Below are 19,870 nucleotides of genomic sequence, written 5' to 3' on the forward strand. Positions count from 1 at the left end.
GCTGACGTATGAAACCAAAAAAAGTGCCGCTGCGCAAATGTGTGGCATGCCAGGAAATGATGCCCAAAAAGCAGCTGATTCGCATTGTTAAAACGCCAGAGGATGAAGTGCTGATCGATTTGACTGGCAAAAAATCCGGACGTGGTGCCTATTTATGCGGCAAAAAGTCCTGTTTTAAGCTCGCACTCAAAAACCGGGCTTTGGATCGGGCGTTAAAAGGCAAAGTCTCACCTGAAATTTACGAGCAATTAGCAGCTGACTTCATCGCGGTTGAGGATGAATTCATAGCAGCACAGGAGCGTGAACATGACTAATATTAAAACGCTGTCTTATTTGGGACTCTCTATGCGTGCAGGTAAACTTGTAACAGGTGAAGAAATTGTACTTAAAGCGATCCGTTCTTCCGAAGCTAAAATGGTTATTGTTGCGGGTGACGCCTCAGCCAATACACAAAAGAAATTTCGCGATAAATGCGGAACTTATAAGGTTCCTCTGTTGATCGGATTTGACCGGGATAGTCTGGGTTCAAGTATCGGTAAAGACACGCGTGTTGTTCTTGCAGTAACGGATCGAGGGTTTGCAAAAATGATCTCCAAGCAAGTCGGTATAATGTCGGAGGTGGAGTATATTGAGTAAACAGGAAAACAAGGATAAATTGCGGGTTTATGAATATGCGAAGTCCCTTAATATGAGTAGTAAAGAAATTATAACCATTCTTAAAAAGCTGGAAATTCCCGTAAACAATCATATGAGTGTCATGGAGAATGGTTCAGTCGGTAAGGTGGAACAATTTTTTAAAGATATAAAATCCACTGCTGCTTCCAAACAAGGCAACGATGCAAAACCAGTTGCAACTTCGGCAGTACGCAGTGACAAACCAGTGGACAGCAACAAGCCGGCCGGCGGAGTGAACACGCCGATTAGCAGCAACCCATCCGGTAGTCCCGTACAAACAAAAATACAACAGGAAAAGCAGGTAGGTATGAACAATAGACCAAATTCCAACAATAACAATGGCACTCAAAGACCCAGCGGCCAAGACAGTCGCAACAGAACGAACTCTTCCCAAGGCTCAAGCCAAGGGGGACAATCAAGTAACCGTCCAAAACCAGCTCAAAGTGGGCAAAGCAGTACTGCATCCCGTCCGCAAGGTACGGGACAACGTCCAAACAGCAGTGGTGGCGGTCAAGCAAGACCTTCAGGACCTAACACTGGTGGAAACACCGGTACTGGCGGCAACCGTAGTGGTGGCCAAGGTCAGAGCCAAGGACAAGGCCAACGTAGAAGCGGCCCAGGTGGTACTACTGGCAGCAACAACAATAGTGGAAACCGTTCGAACAGCGGTGGCGGTGGACGTCGTTATGATGACAACCGTGGCGGCAACTTCCGTGGTAACCGTGGTGGCAAGAACAACCGCAACAGAAATCAACAACAGTACCAACAACGTGAGAAAATTGATAACACACCTAAGAAAATCATCGTTCGTGGTGATATGACCGTTGGTGAAACAGCGAAGCTGCTCCATAAGGATGCTTCCGAAGTTATCAAAAAGCTCATCGCTATGGGTGTTATGGCAACAATCAACCAAGAGCTTGATATCGAAACGATCCTTCTGCTTTCAGGTGAATTCGGTGTTGAGGTTGAAGTGAAGATTGTGCTTGAAGATGACCGTTTCGAAACACTGGAAGAGAATGATGATGCTGCTGACTTGCAAGCTCGTCCACCAGTAGTTACGATCATGGGTCACGTTGACCATGGTAAAACTACTTTGCTGGATGCGATTCGTTCCACGAATGTATCCGATGGCGAAGCAGGCGGAATCACGCAACATATCGGTGCATATCAAGTTGAAATTAACAACAAAAAGATCACGTTCCTGGATACTCCGGGTCACGAAGCGTTTACAGCAATGCGTGCACGTGGCGCACAAGTTACGGATATGACGATTATTGTCGTAGCTGCGGATGACGGTGTTATGCCACAGACAATTGAGGCGATTAACCATGCCAAAGCTGCCGGGCTTCCAATCATCGTTGCTGTCAACAAAATTGACAAGCCGGGCGCTGATCCGGATAAAGTGAAACAAGAATTAACCAGCTATGAACTCGTTCCGGAAGAGTGGGGCGGAGATACCATCTTTGTTAACGTGTCAGCGAAACAAAGAATGGGTCTGGAAGGTCTGCTTGAAATGATTCTGCTCGTTGCAGAAGTGAACGAATACAAAGCGAACCCGGACAAACGTGCCCGTGGTACAGTGATTGAAGCCGAGCTGGATAAAGGACGTGGCCCAGTTGCACGTATCCTCGTACAGCACGGTACATTGAAAGTCGGCGATGCTTTCGTTGCAGGTAACTGCTTCGGTCGTGTTCGTGCGATGGTCAATGACAAAGGTCGAAAATTGAAAGAAGCTGGACCTTCAACACCTGTAGAAATCACAGGTCTGACTGAAGTTCCAGGTGCGGGAGATCCATTCATGGTGTTTGAAGATGAGCGCAAAGCGCGTTCCATCGCTGACAAACGTTCGATCACGCAACGTGAATCCGATCTGGGTACGCATACTCGTGTGACGTTGGATGATCTGTTCCAGCACATCAAAGATGGCGAGATCAAAGATCTGAACGTAATCATCAAAGGTGATGTACAAGGTTCGGTTGAAGCATTGAAAGGTTCCCTTGCGAAGATCGAAGTTGAAGGTGTACGCGTGAAAATTATTCATAGCGGCGCTGGTGCAATCACAGAATCCGACATCATTTTAGCTGCAGCATCCAATGCTATCGTGATCGGTTTCAACGTTCGTCCTGATAACCAGGCGAAATCAACTGCAGATCAAGAGCAAGTAGACATTCGTCTGCATCGCGTGATCTACAGTGTTATCGAAGAAATTGAACAAGCGATGAAAGGTATGCTCGATCCGATCTACAAAGAAAAAGTTATCGGTCATGCTGAAGTTCGGAGCACGTTCTCCATCAGTAAAGTGGGTACCATCGCTGGTTGTATGGTTACCTCGGGTAAAATTACGCGTTCTGCGGAAGCACGCCTGATTCGTGATGGCATTGTCCTTTACGAAGGTAAGCTGGATTCCCTGAAACGTTATAAAGATGATGCCAAAGAAGTAGCACAAGGTTACGAGTGCGGTATCACACTTGATAAATATAATGATCTCAAAGAAGGCGACGTTATCGAAGCTTTCATTATGGAGACAGTACAACGATAAGCAAGGAAGCATGAGGTGAACAACAATGGCTAAGATTCGTACAGGTAGAGTGGGCGAGCAGATCAAGAAAGAAATAAGTCTGCTCATCCAGTCTGAACTGAAAGATCCACGTATCGGCTTTATTACGGTAACGGGAGTCGAAGTGACAGGAGACTTGTCGCAAGCCAAAGTTTATCTGAGTGTCTTCGGTGAACAGGAACAAAAAGATAACACGCTGAAAGCTCTGGCAAAAGCAAATGGATTTTTGCGTTCGGAGCTGGGCAAACGTATCCGGTTCCGGCATGTTCCCGAGTTGATATTTAAGATTGACGAATCCATCGCTTATGGCAGCCGAATTGAGAAGCTGCTTGGCGATATTGGTTCCGACAAGAACGAATCCCAGTAACAGAATAGAGGAGACGGCAATGCACACTTATGAACAGGCGCTCCAGGCCGGAAAGCAATTTCTACTGGAGCATGATGATTACCTGGTCGTGTCGCATGTACAGCCGGACGGTGACGCAGTCAGCTCGACGGTAACGGTGGGCTGGCTGCTGTCATGTCTGGGTAAGACATTCACGATGATTAATGAAGGTGAAATCCCCGGGCGCATGCAATTTTTGTGGGAAGCAGGCAACATTGTGAACATGACCGAACAACCACCGCAGCGAAAATATAAAGCTGTTATCTGTGTGGATTGTGCAGACTTTGCCAGAGTAGGTTTGACACGTCATTATTTCGAAGATGATGCTGTTATCTTGAATATTGATCATCACCCTACAAATGACGGTTATGGTACAGTCAACATCATTAAGTCAGATGCTGCTGCTACGGCTGAAATCTTGTTCGATTTTCTTAACCTGTTCCAAGTAACATGGGATCAAGATGTTGCGACGGCAGTTTATACAGGATTGCTTACCGATACAGGTGGATTCCGCTATGCCAACACCAGCCCAAATGTAATGAAAACGGCCTCCAGACTGCTTGAACATGGCGTGAATGGACCCTATCTCGCCCAGACCTTGTTGGAGCAGGTGACTCTTCCGCAAGTTCGGATTTTGAATCAGGCACTATCAAGCCTGCAGATGACAGATGATGGAAAGATAGCCTGGGTTGTTATTACACCAGATGATATGGTGGCTTGTGGAGCAGCTAATGAAGATCTTGAAGGGGTAGTGAACTATCCGCGCAACATTCAGGGCGTGGAAGTTGGTATCTTTTTCAAAGTCATCAACGAGAATGCAGTCAAGGTTTCTTTGCGTTCAGCTGGTAAAATTGATGTTGCTGCACTAGCACAGACCTTTGGCGGAGGCGGGCATGTGCTCGCAGCCGGATGTCGTCTGGAAGGTAGACTTGATGATATTATCGCAAAAGTACTGAAGCAGGTGAATTCACAATGGTAAAGCCATTTGAAGGTGTACTTCCGGTATATAAACCGGCGGGATTTACTTCTCATGATGTTGTAGCCAAAATGCGTCGCATTCTCAAAATGAAGCGCATTGGGCATACGGGCACACTTGACCCACAAGTTACAGGCGTTCTGCCGCTCTGTCTTGGACGGGCGACACGTGTGGTGGAGTACATGCAGGAGCTTCCGAAGGAATATCTGGCTACGCTCAGATTGGGACTGTCTACTGACACAGAGGATATGACAGGGGAAGTCATCGAGCGGGCTGAAACGATTGTGGAAGTAACACAGGAACAGGTTCAACAGGTGCTTGAGCAGTTTCTGGGCACGATCTCACAGGTACCACCCATGTATTCTGCGGTAAAGGTAGACGGAAAACGTCTTTATGAGCTTGCTCGTGAAGGTAAGACGGTAGAGCGTAAGAGCCGTGAGGTCACAATCTATGAGCTCGAACTTACTGGGATTGAGACTCAGGGTGAGACCACCGATATATCCTTCCGGGCCTTATGTTCAAAAGGTACTTATATTCGGACATTGTGTGTAGACATTGGCCGGCAACTCGGATATCCATCGACCATGGTTCAACTGGAACGTACGATATCGGCAGGTATCTCTGCAGATCGTTGTCTTCGTATTGAAGAAGTGGAACAACTTATGGCTGACGGGACTTTGGCGGAGGCGCTGATTCCTGTTGACGAGGCTATTGCTTCAATTCCGGCCCACAAGGTTGGAGAAGAACTGACCAAAGGAGCACTGCAAGGTCAGAAACTGTCTGCGCGTCTTCTGGAACCGCCTGTGGAGCAACCTGGTTTGCTGCGGTTGTATGCTCAGGATGGTACGTTTCTGGGGATATTTGAGCGGGATGAACTAAAACCAACGGTGAGGGCAGTTAAAGTCTTTTTGCCGGAATAAAGAGGTTTCGGGCTTGGAGTTGTGGTGATGCTCTAGCTTGGCCTATCTAGTGAAATGCAGGTGAATGATTGTGAAAACCGTAATGCTAACCTATCCGCAGACGTTACATTCGACTGAGCTGAGCACACTGCCCCAAGTGCTTGCGATTGGTCAATTCGACGGACTGCATCTCGGACATGCAAGTGTCATTTTATCAGCTGTCCGCATTGCGCGGGAAACGGGCATGCAGGCAGCGGTCATGACCTTTCATCCACATCCGAAGGAAGTTATGCGCAAAGGGGATTACGAGGGTTATTTAACTCCCTTGAGAGATAAAGAAGAGATCTTGGCAGGAATGGGCGTTGATGTACTCTATGTGGTGGAGTTCAATGAGGATTTCTCACGGTTGACGCCGCAACAATTCGTACACGACTTGTTGATTCCTCTTCAGACACGAACAGCGGTGGTGGGTTTTGACTTCCGTTTTGGTCACAAGGGTGCAGGGGATGAACAACTTCTTCGTACTTTGGGAGAAGGAGAGATGACGGTGGAAACCGTTCCTCCTTTCTTGTTAAATGGTGAAAAAGTAAGCAGTTCTCTCATTCGTGGCCTGTTGAAGCGTGGGGAGATGGATGAGGCCAGTCATTGGCTTGGCCGACCTTACAGCATCAGAGGAACCGTCATTCACGGGGAGAAGCGTGGACGAACGATTGGATTTCCTACAGCCAACCTTGAACTCACGGATCATTACGTTACCCCGTCGAAGGGTGTTTACGCTGTTCGTGTGCAGTATGGCGAACAGGAACTGCGTGGGGTAATGAATCTCGGTGTGAAACCTACGTTTCACGAAAGCGGGATGAAACCTACGTTTGAAGTGCACCTGCTTGATTTTGATGGACACTTATATGACCAGGAACTAAAGGTTGAGCTCGTTCACTATATTCGTGCAGAACGAAAGTTTGACTCCATTGATGCATTAATTAGCCAGATTCGTGAAGATGCATTAACTGCCGGCCGCCTGTTATCTTAAAGGTTCAGGATTAAATGCATGTTTACATTTACTTTAACTAGGCAATTATGATATACTGTACTACGTTGTCGATTGAGACAACATTAACCTTGGCTTGGTTGCTTGCTCTCACCGGCGGTGACGAGGCTAATGGCGATTATATTGAAGGAGGTGAACAGGATGGCATTGACTCAAGAACGTAAACAACAACTGATCGACGAGCACAAAACTCACGAGTCCGATACAGGATCTCCAGAGGTGCAAGTTGCTATCCTTACGGAAAACATCACAAGTTTGACAGACCACTTGCGTACGCATAAGAAAGACCACCACTCACGTCGTGGACTTTTGAAAATGGTAGGTCAACGTCGTAAGCTTTTGGCATATGTGAAAAACAAAGATGTTAAACGTTACAGCGCACTGATCGAAAAACTCGGATTGCGTCGTTAATTATCGTACATGTTTTCAAAATCAACCTGGCTGTTATCCGTCATTCTTTTGTCTAAAAGGACAAGCGGAACTTACAGCCGGGTTGTTTTGTAGATGAACATGTTGCCATATATTTGTAGATGGGGCTCCGTGAGGAGCTTTTGTTGTGCAGGTTAGCATGTTGAAAGTTCCATACATAGCTAATGAATGCAGGACAAGCAGGAAATACTGTGAATATGCAGAATCCATTGAATTAGGAACGAATAAAAGGAGGGGTTTCATGGAACAGCGTGTTGAAATGCAGCTTGGTGGAAGAAAACTTACGCTTGAGACCGGGCGTTTGGCCAAGCAGGCTAATGCTGCCGTTAAGGTAACATACGGGGATACCGTGGTATTGTGTACCGTGACAGCATCAAGTGAGCCGAAAGATCTGGACTTTTTCCCATTAACGGTGAACTATGAAGAAAGATTGTACGCCGTAGGTAAAATCCCGGGAGGATTTATTAAACGTGAAGGCAGACCGAGTGAGAAAGCGATTCTTTCAAGCCGTCTGACAGACCGTCCAATTCGTCCTTTGTTCCCGGAAGGCTTCCGGAATGATGTACAAGTTCTGAATATCGTTATGAGTGTGGATCAGGACTGCGAACCGCAAATCGCTGCAATGATTGGTACATCAGCAGCATTGAGCATTTCGGATGTTCCATTCAGCGGACCGATTGGTGGCGTGAAAGTTGGACGTATTGATGGCGAGTTCATCATTAACCCAACGATTGCACAGCTTGAAGTTAGTGATATTGAACTGGTTGTTGCAGGAACCAAGGATGCCATCATGATGGTTGAGGCCGAAGCAAACGAAGTGGCGGAAGAAGTGATGCTCGAAGCAATCATGTTTGGACATGATGAGATCCAAAACATTATTGCTGTAATCGAACAACTTGTGCAAGTTGCTGGAAAAGAAAAAATGGCTGTTAAGTTGCGTACCGTTAATGCTGAAGTTAACAACAGTGTGCGTGAATTCGCCAGCGCTCGTCTGGTCGAAGCGGTTAAAATCGCCGAGAAGCATGCTCGTCAAGATGCAATCGATGTAGTGAATGACGAAACCGTTGCTCACTTTGAAGAGAAATATATTGAAAGTCCGGAATTGTTCAAAGACGTGAAGGAAGTTCTGCACGATATCGTCAAAGAAGAAGTGCGTCGTCTGATCACGCATGATAAAGTTCGTCCAGATGGACGTGGACTTGCTGAAATTCGACCAATTGAATGTGATACATCTCTGCTGCCACGTGCACATGGTACAGGACTGTTTACGCGTGGGCAAACGCAAGCACTTAGCGTTTGTACACTTGGTGCACTGGGTGATGTTCAGATTTTGGACGGAATCAGTCTTGAAGAAACGAAACGATTCATGCATCACTATAACTTCCCACCATTCAGCGTAGGCGAAGCGCGTCCATTGCGTGCTCCAGGCCGTCGCGAAATCGGACATGGTGCTCTGGGTGAGCGCGCGCTTTCCAAAGTGATTCCTTCCGAAACGGATTTCCCATACACGATTCGTTTGGTATCTGAAGTTCTTGAATCCAACGGCTCATCATCTCAGGCAAGTATCTGTGCCAGCACTTTAGCTATGATGGATGCAGGTGTACCAATCAAAGCTCCAGTTGCGGGTGTAGCTATGGGTCTGATCAAAGACGGAGATCATGTATCCATTCTGAGTGATATTCAAGGTATGGAAGATCACCTCGGTGACATGGACTTTAAAGTAGCTGGAACACCTGAAGGTGTAACTGCAATCCAAATGGACATCAAAATTGCTGGTATTAATCGTCAAATTTTGTCTGATGCATTGGCGCAAGCCAAAGAAGGCCGTATGCACATTTTGGGCAAAATGAACGAAATTTTGAAAACTCCACGTGAGCAGTTATCACAATATGCGCCAAAAATTACAACGATGCATATCAATCCGGACAAAATCCGTGATGTGATCGGTGCAGGTGGTAAAATTATCAATAAAATCATCGAAGAAACCGGTGTTAAAATTGATATTGAACAGGATGGACGTGTCTTTATCGCTTCTTCCAACCAGGAGATGAATGATAAAGCCAAAGCGATCATCGAAGGTATTGTGCGCGAAGTATTGGTCGGCGAGATTTATGTCGGTAAAGTAAAACGCGTAGAAAAATTCGGTGCATTTGTTGAAGTACTTCCTAACAAAGAAGGTCTGGTACACATCTCGCAACTGTCAACTGAACGTGTTGCCAAAGTGGAAGATGTTGTAGCTATCGGTGATTCCATTACGGTAAAAGTAACGGAAATTGACCCACAAGGTCGAATCAACTTGTCCCGTAAAGCAGTTTTGACTGCTGAAGCTCCGGCTCAATCCTAGGATACCGAAGCGACAGGTTATAAATGGATAGATTGAATGAAGAGACAGAATGTGAATTTCTGGCTCTTTTTTTAACGTTTAAATACGTAAAGCAAGGATGAAACCATGGCTTAGCATTCATATTTTTGCCCTTGTCCTCATATGATGGGGACAAAGACGGCGGGAGGATGGAGCTGTGGGAAACCAATCCAAAAAGCTGGCGGCTGTTCTGGCGGGTGTGACTGCGGTCATATTGATCGGACAAGTTGGCAGTGTACGTACATACATTACGGAGATCCGTGATGGGCCAGGTACGCAAAATGCTTTTGACATGTTTAAGGAGGCAACTGGAGAAGATGCGCTGTTGTCTGCGATTCGGGATAAAGCGGCTGAAACGAAAATTGCTCCGGTAAATGCCAGAGTGGATCGGGTATGGAAAGCGATTCCTGGTTATAATGGCATGGAGATTGATGTGGAAGCGACATACCGTAAGGCGCTGAGTGGAACGTTGAATACCAAAATAGCGTATGTCTACCGTCAGATTGAACCGGAGATCCAGCTTAAGGATTTGGGTGCACATCCGATCTATCGGGGGAATGCAAACAAACCGATGGTTTCTTTTATGATTAATGTGGCCTGGGGGAACGAATACATTAAACCGATGCTGGATACGCTCGATGCCGAGAAAGTGAAGGCTACTTTTTTTCTGGATGGAAGTTGGTTAAGCAAAAATGTTGAACTGGCCAAAGAAATTCAGAAACGTGGGCATGAGATGTCCAACCATGCATATTCTCACCCTAATATGAGTCGATTGAGCGCAGAACGGGCCAAGCTGGAAATTAGCAAAACCCAGGATCTGCTCCATAAAACACTGGGCGTAGAGAATCGTTGGTTTGCTCCGCCATCCGGTGACTTTAATCAGAAGACCGTTGACATTGCTTCATCCATGGGACTGAAAACCGTGTTATGGACAGTAGATACTGTGGATTGGCGTAAGCCAAGCCCGGATGCCGTTGTTGCCAAAATTGCTAAAAATACTGAGGCTGGAACGTTAATTCTAATGCACCCTACAGCTGCTTCTTCGGGAGCTTTAAAGGGCATGATTCAATCCATACGGGCCAAAGGTCTGGTGCTCGGAACAGTAAGTGAGACGCTGTCTTCGGAACGTGTAAATACCTCTACGGTTGAGTGAACGTTGTTTTTTTGTTAATATCAAACAGTTGGAACCAAATGTCGATTTCAATTTCAAGGTTGAGATCAAGGCAATTATAGAGATGTAGGAGGGCCAACCATGAAAAAAATTCAGCTGGGCAATGGCCTCAGAGTTGTCATGGAACAGATACCGACCTGCCGTTCTGTGTCTTTCGGAATATGGGTCAAGACAGGTTCGCGTAATGAGCAACCTGCAAGTAACGGAGTATCACATTTTATTGAACACATGTTATTCAAGGGAACAGATCGTTATGATGCCAAGGCGATTGCGGAGCAGTTCGATGCGATTGGCGGTAACGTGAATGCATTCACTTCCAAAGAATATACGTGTTATTATGCTAAAGTGTTGGATGAACATTTGCCGATTGCGGTTGATGTATTGTCTGATATGTTTTTCCGCTCCAAAATGGATGATGGTGAATTGATCAAGGAGAAAAACGTCATTCTGGAAGAAATCTCGATGTATGAAGATACGCCTGATGATATGGTTCATGATCTGATGGCCTTGGCCGCCTATGGTGAGCATCCACTCGCATACCCGATCCTGGGTACGGAAGAACGCCTCAAAGCGATGGATTCCAGCCATCTGCGTGCATATATGAAGGAGCACTACACGATTGAGAACACGGTCATTAGTATCGCAGGTAATATTGATGACAGTGTAATCGATCTGATGGAGAAGCATTTTGGTGCTTTTGATGTAAATGGAGTATCGGAAGCAGTCACGATGCCAGCCTTCCAAAGCGGACAGCTCTTTCACAAAAAGAAAACGGAACAGAATCATATCTGTATTTCGTTCCCGGGCTGTAAAATCGGAGATCCGCTGCAATTCGCTATGGTTGTTCTGAATAACGCCATTGGTGGAGGCATGAGCTCCAGACTGTTCCAGGAAATTCGTGAGAAACGGGGTCTTGCGTACTCCGTGTATTCCTATCATAGCTCTCATGCGGACAGCGGACTTTTCACGATATACGCAGGTACAGCACCGAAACAGACCAAAGAAGTGCTCGATCTGACCAAAGAGGTTCTACGCGACTTGGCTGTAAACGGCTTGTCCGAAGATGAGCTTCGTAAAGGAAAAGAACAGCTGAAAGGTAGCTTGATTCTGAGCTTGGAAAGCACAGGCAGTCGCATGAATCGTCTGGGTAAAAACGAGCTCATGCTGGGCAGACACCATACGTTGGATGAGATGATCACCAAAATTGAGCAAGTTACCATGGACGATATTAACGCGGTACTTGATCTGATGTTTGCTGAACCTTTTGCACTTGCTATGGTTGGCGCTTCAGATAAGACGATCGCTGGATTGAGAAGGGATGATTTTGTTGCATTACGTTCAAATACAGAAACTGCCGGGCAATGAAGATATTAAACTACCTCAAAAAATGTCGGAGCTGGCATCCGGCTTTGATGTAGTAGCTGCACTCCAGGAAGATGTTGTATTGCAGCCGGGTCAGCGTACGCTGATTCCTACCGGACTTGCGATGGCAATGCCAGCTGGATTGGAAGCACAGATCCGTCCTCGGAGCGGACTGGCTTTCAAACATGGAATTACTTGCCTCAACACACCGGGGACTATTGATGCGGATTATCGCGGAGAAGTTAAAGTTCTGTTGATTAATCTGGGTCAGGAACCGTTCACGATTGTACGGGGAGAGCGCATTGCACAGATCGTCTTCCAGACCGTGCCTGCGGTTGAATTGACGGAAGTGAATGAACTTTCGGAAACGGTACGTGGCGAAGGCGGATTCGGTCATACCGGGAAATAAGCAGCGTAAATATACTCATTCTTTAGAGTCGTCCCTGACAGGGGCGGCTCTTTTTTACATTTGAGAAACGGACGGTGGAATGCAATTATTGTTTTCACCCCCCTGTGGGCCCCTGCATACGATAAGGCATACATGTGGTGAAAGGAGTGACGTCCCGATGCTGACCGGAGTCCGGATTGTAGTCCTGGGCGGAGATGCGCGGCAGCTTGAAGTCATTCAAAAGTGCGCTGAGCTGGATGCAACGGTAAGTGTGGTGGGTTTCGATAAAATAGAGCGTTCCATTCTAGGGATCGAGCACCAGGAACTGGAGGATGAAGTGTTTGCTTCCGCAGATGTACTCGTACTGCCTGTTGTCGGTTGTGATGAGCAGGGAAAAGTAAGTACTTCATTTAGTGACACACCGATCTATTTGAAAAAGGAACATATTGCAGCATTACCAGAGCATTGTATTGTGTTCACGGGTATGGCAAAGCCATTCTTGCGCGAACTTTGTCTTGAAAATGGGCTGCGGCTTGTTGAAGTACTTGATCGTGATGATATTGCACTTTATAACTCTATTCCAACAGCTGAGGGAGCCATCGCCATAGCTATTCGGGAGACGGACTTCACAATCCATGGTTCGGAATGCATTGTGCTTGGCATTGGTCGAACAGGATTCACAATGGCCAAAACACTGCAGGGACTTGGAGCAAATGTACGGGTGGGAATCAGGCGGGAAGAGGATGTTGCCCGCGCTACAATCATGGGCTGGAAGCCTTTCATGACAACGGATTTGGCCGCTCAGACCGGGGAAGTTGACTTGCTTTTTAATACGATACCGACTATGATAATCACAGCACAAATCCTGTCCAGAATGCCGCAAAAGGCTGTCATTATCGACCTCGCATCCGCTCCTGGCGGCTGTGATTTCAGGTATGCCGAGAAACGCGGTATCAAAGCGCTACTTGCGCCAGGCCTCCCCGGCATTGTTGCTCCCAAAACGGCTGGCGGCATTATTGCCGACGCGTTGATCCGTTTGCTTTTGGAAGAACAGAACGCACGGGAGGTTAAATCATGAACTGGCAGGGAAAAACGGTAGGTTATGCAATTACGGGTTCTCATTGTACGTTTGAAGAGGTTATGCCGGTAATTAGCCGCTTCGTAGCTGAAGGTGCCAACGTCGTTCCGATTATTTCGAATTCGGTTCTGACGACGGATACACGCTTTGGTACGGCGCAAAATTGGCAAAAACAGTTGAAAGATATAACAGGTAATGATATCATTTCTACAATTGTTGAAGCGGAGCCATTAGGGCCTTCCAAGCTGCTTGATGTGCTGGTTATTGCTCCATGCACAGGGAATACAACAAGCAAGCTGGCTAATGCGATGACCGACAGTCCAGTGCTAATGGCAGCCAAAGCGCAGATGCGCAATCAGCGTCCACTTGTGCTCGCGATTTCCACGAATGACGGTCTGGGCTTGAATGCTGCGAATATCGCCAAATTGCTCGTGGCTAAATACTTGTATTTTGTGCCATTTGGGCAGGACGATCCAGTGAAAAAACCAAACTCGTTAGTCGCCAAAATGGAATTGATTCCAGAGGCTTGCTGGAGTGCTCTTGAGGGCAAACAGTTGCAGCCGATGATTGTGGAGCGTTCTTCACAGGCTTGATGGAACAATGATTCGGTGACAACGTTTATACGCTTGGAGAAATGAAGAAGGGTTCGAGAGACAAAGAAAATCATGGGGGACAATATGCTGGATTGAACAGCTACTATGTCCACGTTCCTGTCTATAAGGCATTCCTGCTTGCGGGCAGTACAGGTTAAGCAAGCGGGAGAGGTCTATTGTGAATGTATGCATCATGACCTCGATAACAACCGCGACCTTTGATTTGCGATTGTCCCAGACAATTACAGAAAATAAGGAGCGGCATGGAATGCCGTATAAAATGCTGAAATTATCGCATCAGAACGCTCCCTAGAGTGATCCATTTGTTGATTTGACCCGTGTCCAGTCTTCTTGCGTACACAAATGGAGGAATAAAGATGCGTATCATGGTACAGAAATTCGGAGGCACGTCTCTCTCCACTGTTCAGGCGAGAGAGCATGTGCTCCGTCATGTTAAACGTGAACTTGAAGCAGGATTGAGTCTGGTCATCGTTGTGTCTGCGATGGGGCGCCGCGGCGAGCCATATGCGACCGATACGTTGCTGGACTGGGCTGCACAGAACGGAAACGCACTATCCGCACGCGAAAAGGATTTACTGCTGTGCTGTGGTGAAATCATATCGGCGACAACGTTGAGCAGTTTACTCGAACATGAAGGCATTCCAACTACAGTGCTGACCGGTGCACAAGCAGGTTTTGTGACGGACGACAATTTCGGGAATGCCCGGATATTGGATGTCCGTCCTGTTCGTGTGTTGGAGCAGCTTCAGCTTGGCCGTGTCGTTGTTGTAACCGGATTCCAGGGGCAGACAGAGAACGGAGACTTCACGACATTGGGTCGTGGGGGAAGCGATACGTCTGCTACAGCTCTCGGTGCAGCATTACGTGCTGAAATGGTGGATATCTACACAGATGTGAACGGGATACTCACCGCTGATCCGCGAATTGTTGAGGATGCACGTCCACTGACTGTTGTGAGTTATGCAGAGATCTGTAACATGGCCCACCACGGGGCCAAGGTAATCCATCCACGTGCGGTTGAGATTGCGATGCAATCCCAGATTCCAGTGCGGGTAAGATCTACTTTTGCAGACACGGAGGGAACGCTGGTTACGCATCCGGAAGGATTCCAGGATGTGCAGACAGGCATTGTTGACCGTTATGTAACAGGCATCGCCTACGTGAGCAATGTAACGCAAATTACGGTGGATGTGCCTGGTGGTGGTGCAGATCGATTGCAACTAAAAGTGTTCAAAACCATGGCTGAGAATTCAATCAGCGTTGATTTTATTAATGTTACCCCCTCGGGAGTTGTCTATACGGTTTTTGACAGTGATTCCGAGAAAGCCATACAGGTATTGCAGGAGATAGGTCTCAAGCCACAAAGCCTGTCCGGTTGTGCCAAAGTGTCCGTCATTGGCGGAGGCATTAATGGTGTACCTGGAATCATGGCTCGAATCGTGGAGTCCTTGACACTGGCAGACATTCAGATCCTGCAATCGGCAGATTCGAATACAACGATCTGGGTACTCGTAAAAAAAGAAGATATGGTTCAGGCCCTGAGGGCACTTCACGCCTCATTCGAACTTCATTTGTAAATAACTGAAGTTAGAGGAGCCAAACCTGTTTTGAAGGAGGAATCGAATTGGACTTTGGAAGATTGATTACAGCAATGGTCACTCCGTTCAATGAACAAGGAGAGATTCATTGGGAGGAAACGGCACGTCTAATCGACTATCTGATTGTAGATCAAAAGTCGGAGACGCTTGTGGTTTCTGGAACAACAGGGGAGTCTCCAACACTTAGTGATACTGAGAAAGTTCAATTATTCGAATTTGCAGTGAAACATGCGGGCGGTCGGTGCAAAATTATAGCCGGAACGGGAAGCAATAACACGGCACATTCCATCCATTTGACACAGGAAGCTGAACGTGCCGGAGTGGATGGCATTTTGTTGGTTGTTCCGTATTACAACAAACCTAGCCAAGAAGGTTTGTTTAAACATTTTGAAGCGATTGCAGGCTCCACCAAGCTGCCAATTATGCTCTACAACGTGCCTGGACGTACAGTAACCAGCCTGTCAGCAGAGACAACGCTTCGTCTTGCACAGATTCCTAACATCGTCGCTACGAAGGAATGTGCGTCTATGGAGCAGGTTACGCTGATTGCAGCAAGTGCTCCAGAAAATTTTAGAGTTTATTCCGGTGATGATGCTTCAGGCTTACCAGCGATTGCGGTTGGAGCACATGGAATTGTCAGCGTGGCCAGTCATGTCGTAGGGGCAGAAATGAAGAAAATGATTGACGCCTTCTATGGCGGAGCACCTCTTCAGGCTGCTCAGATTCATCAGCAGTTGTTCCCGGTGTTCAAAGGCCTGTTTGAGTGTCCACAGCCTCTACCAAACCCCGTAGCGGTGAAATATGCGCTGACATTGCGTGGTCTAGACGTTGGTTCCGTACGGTTGCCACTTATTCCGCCAACGGAAGAGGAGCAGGTTTATATCAAAGGTTTGCTTAATTTGTAATCATTTTGGTTGTATATGGACTATTTTATTAATCATGGGAATATCCTTCAGATCAGCAAAAGAACCGCTCCTCTTCGTAGAGGCTGCGGTTCTTTTTTTTACGAGTAATGTGAGGTTTCTTTTCCACTGCTAAGGGGAAACCTACAGGTTAACGAGAGAGTGACTTGTTTTTTTTGTTTTTAATCATGTATAATGATGTCAAGTGACTGGGTGCGGTATTTTTTTGAAATTGAAAGCGACATCGCTTCGTGGTGTAGCTTTGCGGTGAAAAAGGAAGGAACGGCTAAGAGGGAATTTCAACTCCAACTTGTTGGTCAAAGGGAATAACTTCGAAGAACTTCTTCCAAATATCGTGAATAAAGGTGTTCTTTTGCATTCATCCCGATAGGTGGGTATGTGATGTATGGACTACTTTTCTTAACTTACAATAAATAATAAGGTACGACGTCCAACTACCATAGGAGGTTTAGATTCATTTGTCTAAGAAAAATAATAACGATAAACTGATGATTTTTGCTTTGGGCGGCGTAGGCGAGATTGGTAAAAATATGTACGTCATCCAATACGCCAACGACATTGTAGTCGTAGATGCTGGTCTTAAATTCCCGGAAGAAGATATGCTTGGTATTGATATTGTCATCCCTGACATTTCTTACCTGACTGAGAACCGTGACAAAGTAAGAGGAATCATCCTTACTCACGGACATGAGGATCACATTGGTGGTCTGCCATATGTTCTCAAACATCTGAATGTTCCTGTATACGGAACAAGACTTACGCTTGGACTTGTAGAAAACAAGTTGAAAGAAGCGAATTTGCTGGGTGATACAAAACGTATTCTGATTGATGCTGATTCCGAGATCCAACTTGGATCTGTTCTGAAAGCATCGTTCTTCGCTACTAACCATAGTATTCCGGATTCTGTTGGTGTATGTGTCGAAACACCGGAAGGTGCAGTTGTTCACACAGGTGACTTCAAATTCGACCATACTCCAGTCAATGGTCAATATGCAGATCTTCAGCGTATGGCACAGATCGGAACAAATGGCGTGTTAGCGCTGTTGTCCGACAGTACGAACGCTGAGAAACCTGGATTCACACCATCGGAGAAAAATGTGGGTATCGTGCTGGAAGATATCTTCCGTAAAGCAAGTCAACGTGTTGTTGTGGCGACATTTGCTTCCAACGTACACCGTATCCAACAGGTGATCAATGCAGCAGAAGTGACTGGACGTAAAGTTGCAGTTATCGGACGCAGCATGGTGAACGTGGTTGGTATTGCTTCAGAACTGGGTTATCTTGAGATTCCGGATGGCATGATCATTGAACCTGAAGAAGTAGGCAAGATGGCAGCTGATCGTGTCGTGATTCTCTGCACAGGAAGTCAAGGAGAGCCAATGTCAGCACTGACACGTATGGCTCGTTCCACGCACCGTAAAGTGGACATCCTGCCAGGTGACACCGTCATTATCGCAGCAACTCCGGTTCCAGGTAATGAGAAATATGTAGGCCGTACGATTGATGAACTGTTCCGTCTGGGTGCTAACGTGCATTACAGCGGTGCTAACAGTGGCGTCCACGTATCTGGTCACGGTAGCCAGGAAGAGCTGAAACTGATGCTCAACCTGATGAAACCGAAATTCTTCTTGCCGATTCACGGTGAATTCCGTATGCAGCGTCGCCACGCGGTTCTTGCTGAATCTGTAGGGGTAGAACCTGAGAACATTTTCATCACGGATATCGGTGAAGTGATTGAAATTCAAGGTGGAGCAGCACGTAGAGCAGGTAAAGTTACTGCAGGTAATGTGTTGATCGATGGCTTGGGTGTAGGCGATGTGGGTAACATTGTACTTCGTGACCGCAAATTGTTGTCACAAGATGGTATCCTTGTTGTTGTGGTAACACTGAGCAAACAGGATGGAAAAATTGTTTCCGGTCCTGACATCATCTCTCGCGGATTTGTGTATGTTCGTGAATCGGAAGGACTATTGGATGAGGCCAACCGGATCGTTAGCAGCACATTGCAGAAGTTGATGAGTGAGAACGTTAACGAGTGGGCTTCACTCAAAACAAATGTTAAAGATGCACTGGGACGCTTCCTGTATGAGCAAACTCGTCGTAGACCGATGATTTTGCCAATCATTATGGAAGTTTAAAATAGGCTAAACAAAAACATATATTCAGGCACACAGTCGCCCCTTCTCTACGAGTAATATTGGACGGTTCCTCGTAGAGAAGGGGCTTTTTTTGCGTTTTCAGGAAGATCTGCAATAGCGTCAATATGTGAAGCAATTTGATGCAGCGGGTATAAGGCGGTTGGAAAAATCCCCATACTAAGGAAATACATTAAATGTTTCTGGAGAAGGGGATTATTGAAATGAATGAACGTATGAATGACAAGCAGGCGTCAAGATCCAATCAACCGGAAGTTGAAGCGCCGGAAATTCCGATTCAGGAGGAAAAGGCCATCTCTCCCGTGACAGAGACTATTCAGCAATTTGGGCAGACACAGTCGCCTGCAGGTGAATCGAATATTTTCTGTATGACCATTATTGGACAGGTCGAAGGGCATTTGATTTTGCCGCCACAAAATAAAACAACAAAGTATGAGCATATCATTCCACAGCTGGTGGCCGCAGAACAGAATCAGCGTATTGAAGGTATTCTGATCATTTTGAACACGGTAGGTGGAGATGTAGAGGCGGGTCTAGCCATTGCAGAGATGATTGCTTCTCTAAGCAAACCTACGGTTACTGTGGTCATTGGAGGCGGGCATAGCATTGGAGTACCGATTGCTGTAGCTTCAACATATTCCCTGATTGCCGGAAGTGCAACGATGACGATCCATCCGATTCGAATGAACGGCCTTGTCATTGGTGTACCTCAAACGTTTGAGTATATGGAGAAAATGCAGGAACGAGTTGTTCGGTTCGTGACTTCTCATTCGAATATCTCTGAAGAGATGTTCAAAGAACTGATGTTTAAGACTGGTGAGTTGAATCGGGATATTGGTACAGCTGTAGGAAGCGCAGATGCAGTGAAACATGGATTAATGGATGCAGTGGGCGGGATTGGACAGGCTATTGCTCAGTTAAATCAGCTCATAGGAGACAAGAGACAGACTCTGCAAGCGGGAGGTTATACCCAATGACATTATATACAGTGATGCCCCCGGAACAACTCTGGTCGGGAATGTGGAAAGAGGGCGAAGATACGAGGGAGATCAAAATGAATGGTTTGTTAATGCAGGTAAGACCTGTTAATGACAATGAAGCCGTTATTGTTCGTTTGCTGGATTGTCCACTTGAAGCCTATCTCAATCCTGCCAATATGCCGGGTTCGACCATTCCGATTTCGGGTAACTTGGGATCAGCATAACGCGACGAATTCAGACAAATTGAGCAGAAAAAGAACATATGTACG

General features: G+C 46.5%; 20 protein-coding genes. All 20 read left to right on the forward strand.

Features of this window, described 5'->3' with window-relative positions; translation table 11 throughout:
* Window positions 1-8 precede the first annotated feature (8 nt).
* The 20 genes from rnpM (at window position 9) to PAEAM_RS25765 (ending at window position 19,825) form a co-directional block, all read left to right on the forward strand.
* Window positions 9-314 (forward strand): RNase P modulator RnpM, encoded by a 306-nt coding sequence (gene rnpM, locus PAEAM_RS25675; protein WP_100529407.1) that lies wholly within the window; start codon window positions 9-11, stop codon window positions 312-314.
* Window positions 307-636 (forward strand): L7Ae/L30e/S12e/Gadd45 family ribosomal protein, encoded by a 330-nt coding sequence (locus tag PAEAM_RS25680; RefSeq protein ID WP_017689142.1) that lies wholly within the window; start codon window positions 307-309, stop codon window positions 634-636. Before rnpM ends, PAEAM_RS25680 begins: the two co-directional genes overlap by 8 nt.
* Window positions 629-3,214, forward strand: coding sequence for a translation initiation factor IF-2 (gene infB / locus PAEAM_RS25685; protein ID WP_100529408.1), 2,586 nt, complete (start codon window positions 629-631; stop codon window positions 3,212-3,214). Before PAEAM_RS25680 ends, infB begins: the two co-directional genes overlap by 8 nt.
* A 25-nt stretch (window positions 3,215-3,239) precedes the next feature.
* The gene (gene rbfA / locus PAEAM_RS25690) at window positions 3,240-3,599 is read left to right on the forward strand and encodes a 30S ribosome-binding factor RbfA (RefSeq protein WP_017689140.1); all 360 of its coding nucleotides are present in this window, start codon (window positions 3,240-3,242) and stop codon (window positions 3,597-3,599) included.
* Window positions 3,600-3,618: 19 nt separating this feature from the next.
* Entirely contained in the window at window positions 3,619-4,596 is a 978-nt protein-coding gene (locus PAEAM_RS25695) for a DHH family phosphoesterase (protein ID WP_036609303.1), read from the forward strand.
* Window positions 4,590-5,513, forward strand: coding sequence for a tRNA pseudouridine(55) synthase TruB (gene truB, locus PAEAM_RS25700; RefSeq protein WP_036609301.1), 924 nt, complete (start codon window positions 4,590-4,592; stop codon window positions 5,511-5,513). Before PAEAM_RS25695 ends, truB begins: the two co-directional genes overlap by 7 nt.
* A 70-nt stretch (window positions 5,514-5,583) precedes the next feature.
* A complete protein-coding gene (locus PAEAM_RS25705; RefSeq protein ID WP_430213079.1) occupies window positions 5,584-6,522 on the forward strand; it encodes a bifunctional riboflavin kinase/FAD synthetase in 939 nt (312 codons plus the stop codon).
* Between the two features lie 47 nt (window positions 6,523-6,569).
* Complete coding sequence (locus PAEAM_RS32570; protein ID WP_256719971.1) at window positions 6,570-6,704, forward strand: hypothetical protein; 135 nt, start codon at window positions 6,570-6,572, stop codon at window positions 6,702-6,704.
* On the forward strand, window positions 6,682-6,951 hold the full coding sequence (rpsO, locus tag PAEAM_RS25710) for a 30S ribosomal protein S15 (protein ID WP_017689136.1): 270 nt from the start codon (window positions 6,682-6,684) through the stop codon (window positions 6,949-6,951). The genes PAEAM_RS32570 and rpsO overlap by 23 nt, the downstream gene beginning before the upstream one ends.
* 259 nt (window positions 6,952-7,210) lie before the next feature.
* Complete coding sequence (gene pnp, locus PAEAM_RS25715; protein WP_036609294.1) at window positions 7,211-9,313, forward strand: polyribonucleotide nucleotidyltransferase; 2,103 nt, start codon at window positions 7,211-7,213, stop codon at window positions 9,311-9,313.
* Window positions 9,314-9,488: 175 nt separating this feature from the next.
* Window positions 9,489-10,484 carry a polysaccharide deacetylase family protein gene (locus tag PAEAM_RS25720; RefSeq protein WP_100529409.1) on the forward strand — a complete coding sequence of 332 codons (996 nt, stop codon included), beginning with the start codon at window positions 9,489-9,491 and terminating at the stop codon, window positions 10,482-10,484.
* Between the two features lie 99 nt (window positions 10,485-10,583).
* A complete protein-coding gene (locus PAEAM_RS25725) occupies window positions 10,584-11,867 on the forward strand; it encodes a M16 family metallopeptidase (protein ID WP_076318531.1) in 1,284 nt (427 codons plus the stop codon).
* On the forward strand, window positions 11,827-12,273 hold the full coding sequence (gene dut, locus PAEAM_RS25730; RefSeq protein ID WP_017689132.1) for a dUTP diphosphatase: 447 nt from the start codon (window positions 11,827-11,829) through the stop codon (window positions 12,271-12,273). Before PAEAM_RS25725 ends, dut begins: the two co-directional genes overlap by 41 nt.
* A gap of 157 nt (window positions 12,274-12,430) precedes the next feature.
* A complete protein-coding gene (gene dpsA, locus PAEAM_RS25735) occupies window positions 12,431-13,330 on the forward strand; it encodes a dipicolinate synthase subunit DpsA (protein WP_100529410.1) in 900 nt (299 codons plus the stop codon).
* On the forward strand, window positions 13,327-13,923 hold the full coding sequence (locus PAEAM_RS25740; RefSeq protein WP_017689130.1) for a dipicolinate synthase subunit B: 597 nt from the start codon (window positions 13,327-13,329) through the stop codon (window positions 13,921-13,923). Before dpsA ends, PAEAM_RS25740 begins: the two co-directional genes overlap by 4 nt.
* Before the next feature lie 377 nt (window positions 13,924-14,300).
* A complete protein-coding gene (gene dapG, locus PAEAM_RS25745; RefSeq protein WP_036670402.1) occupies window positions 14,301-15,521 on the forward strand; it encodes an aspartate kinase in 1,221 nt (406 codons plus the stop codon).
* Window positions 15,522-15,568: 47 nt separating this feature from the next.
* Entirely contained in the window at window positions 15,569-16,447 is an 879-nt protein-coding gene (dapA, locus tag PAEAM_RS25750) for a 4-hydroxy-tetrahydrodipicolinate synthase (RefSeq protein WP_100529411.1), read from the forward strand.
* Window positions 16,448-16,923: 476 nt separating this feature from the next.
* Window positions 16,924-18,603, forward strand: coding sequence for a ribonuclease J (locus tag PAEAM_RS25755; RefSeq protein WP_036609284.1), 1,680 nt, complete (start codon window positions 16,924-16,926; stop codon window positions 18,601-18,603).
* 233 nt (window positions 18,604-18,836) lie between these two features.
* Window positions 18,837-19,598, forward strand: a complete 762-nt coding sequence (locus PAEAM_RS25760; RefSeq protein WP_036609439.1) for a ClpP family protease — start codon at window positions 18,837-18,839, stop codon at window positions 19,596-19,598.
* On the forward strand, window positions 19,595-19,825 hold the full coding sequence (locus PAEAM_RS25765; RefSeq protein WP_017689125.1) for a YlzJ-like family protein: 231 nt from the start codon (window positions 19,595-19,597) through the stop codon (window positions 19,823-19,825). Before PAEAM_RS25760 ends, PAEAM_RS25765 begins: the two co-directional genes overlap by 4 nt.
* Window positions 19,826-19,870 lie beyond the last annotated feature (45 nt).

Origin of the sequence: Paenibacillus sp. GM1FR (assembly GCF_002803315.1) — a bacterium.
GTDB classification, from domain to species: Bacteria; Bacillota; Bacilli; order Paenibacillales; family Paenibacillaceae; genus Paenibacillus; species Paenibacillus amylolyticus.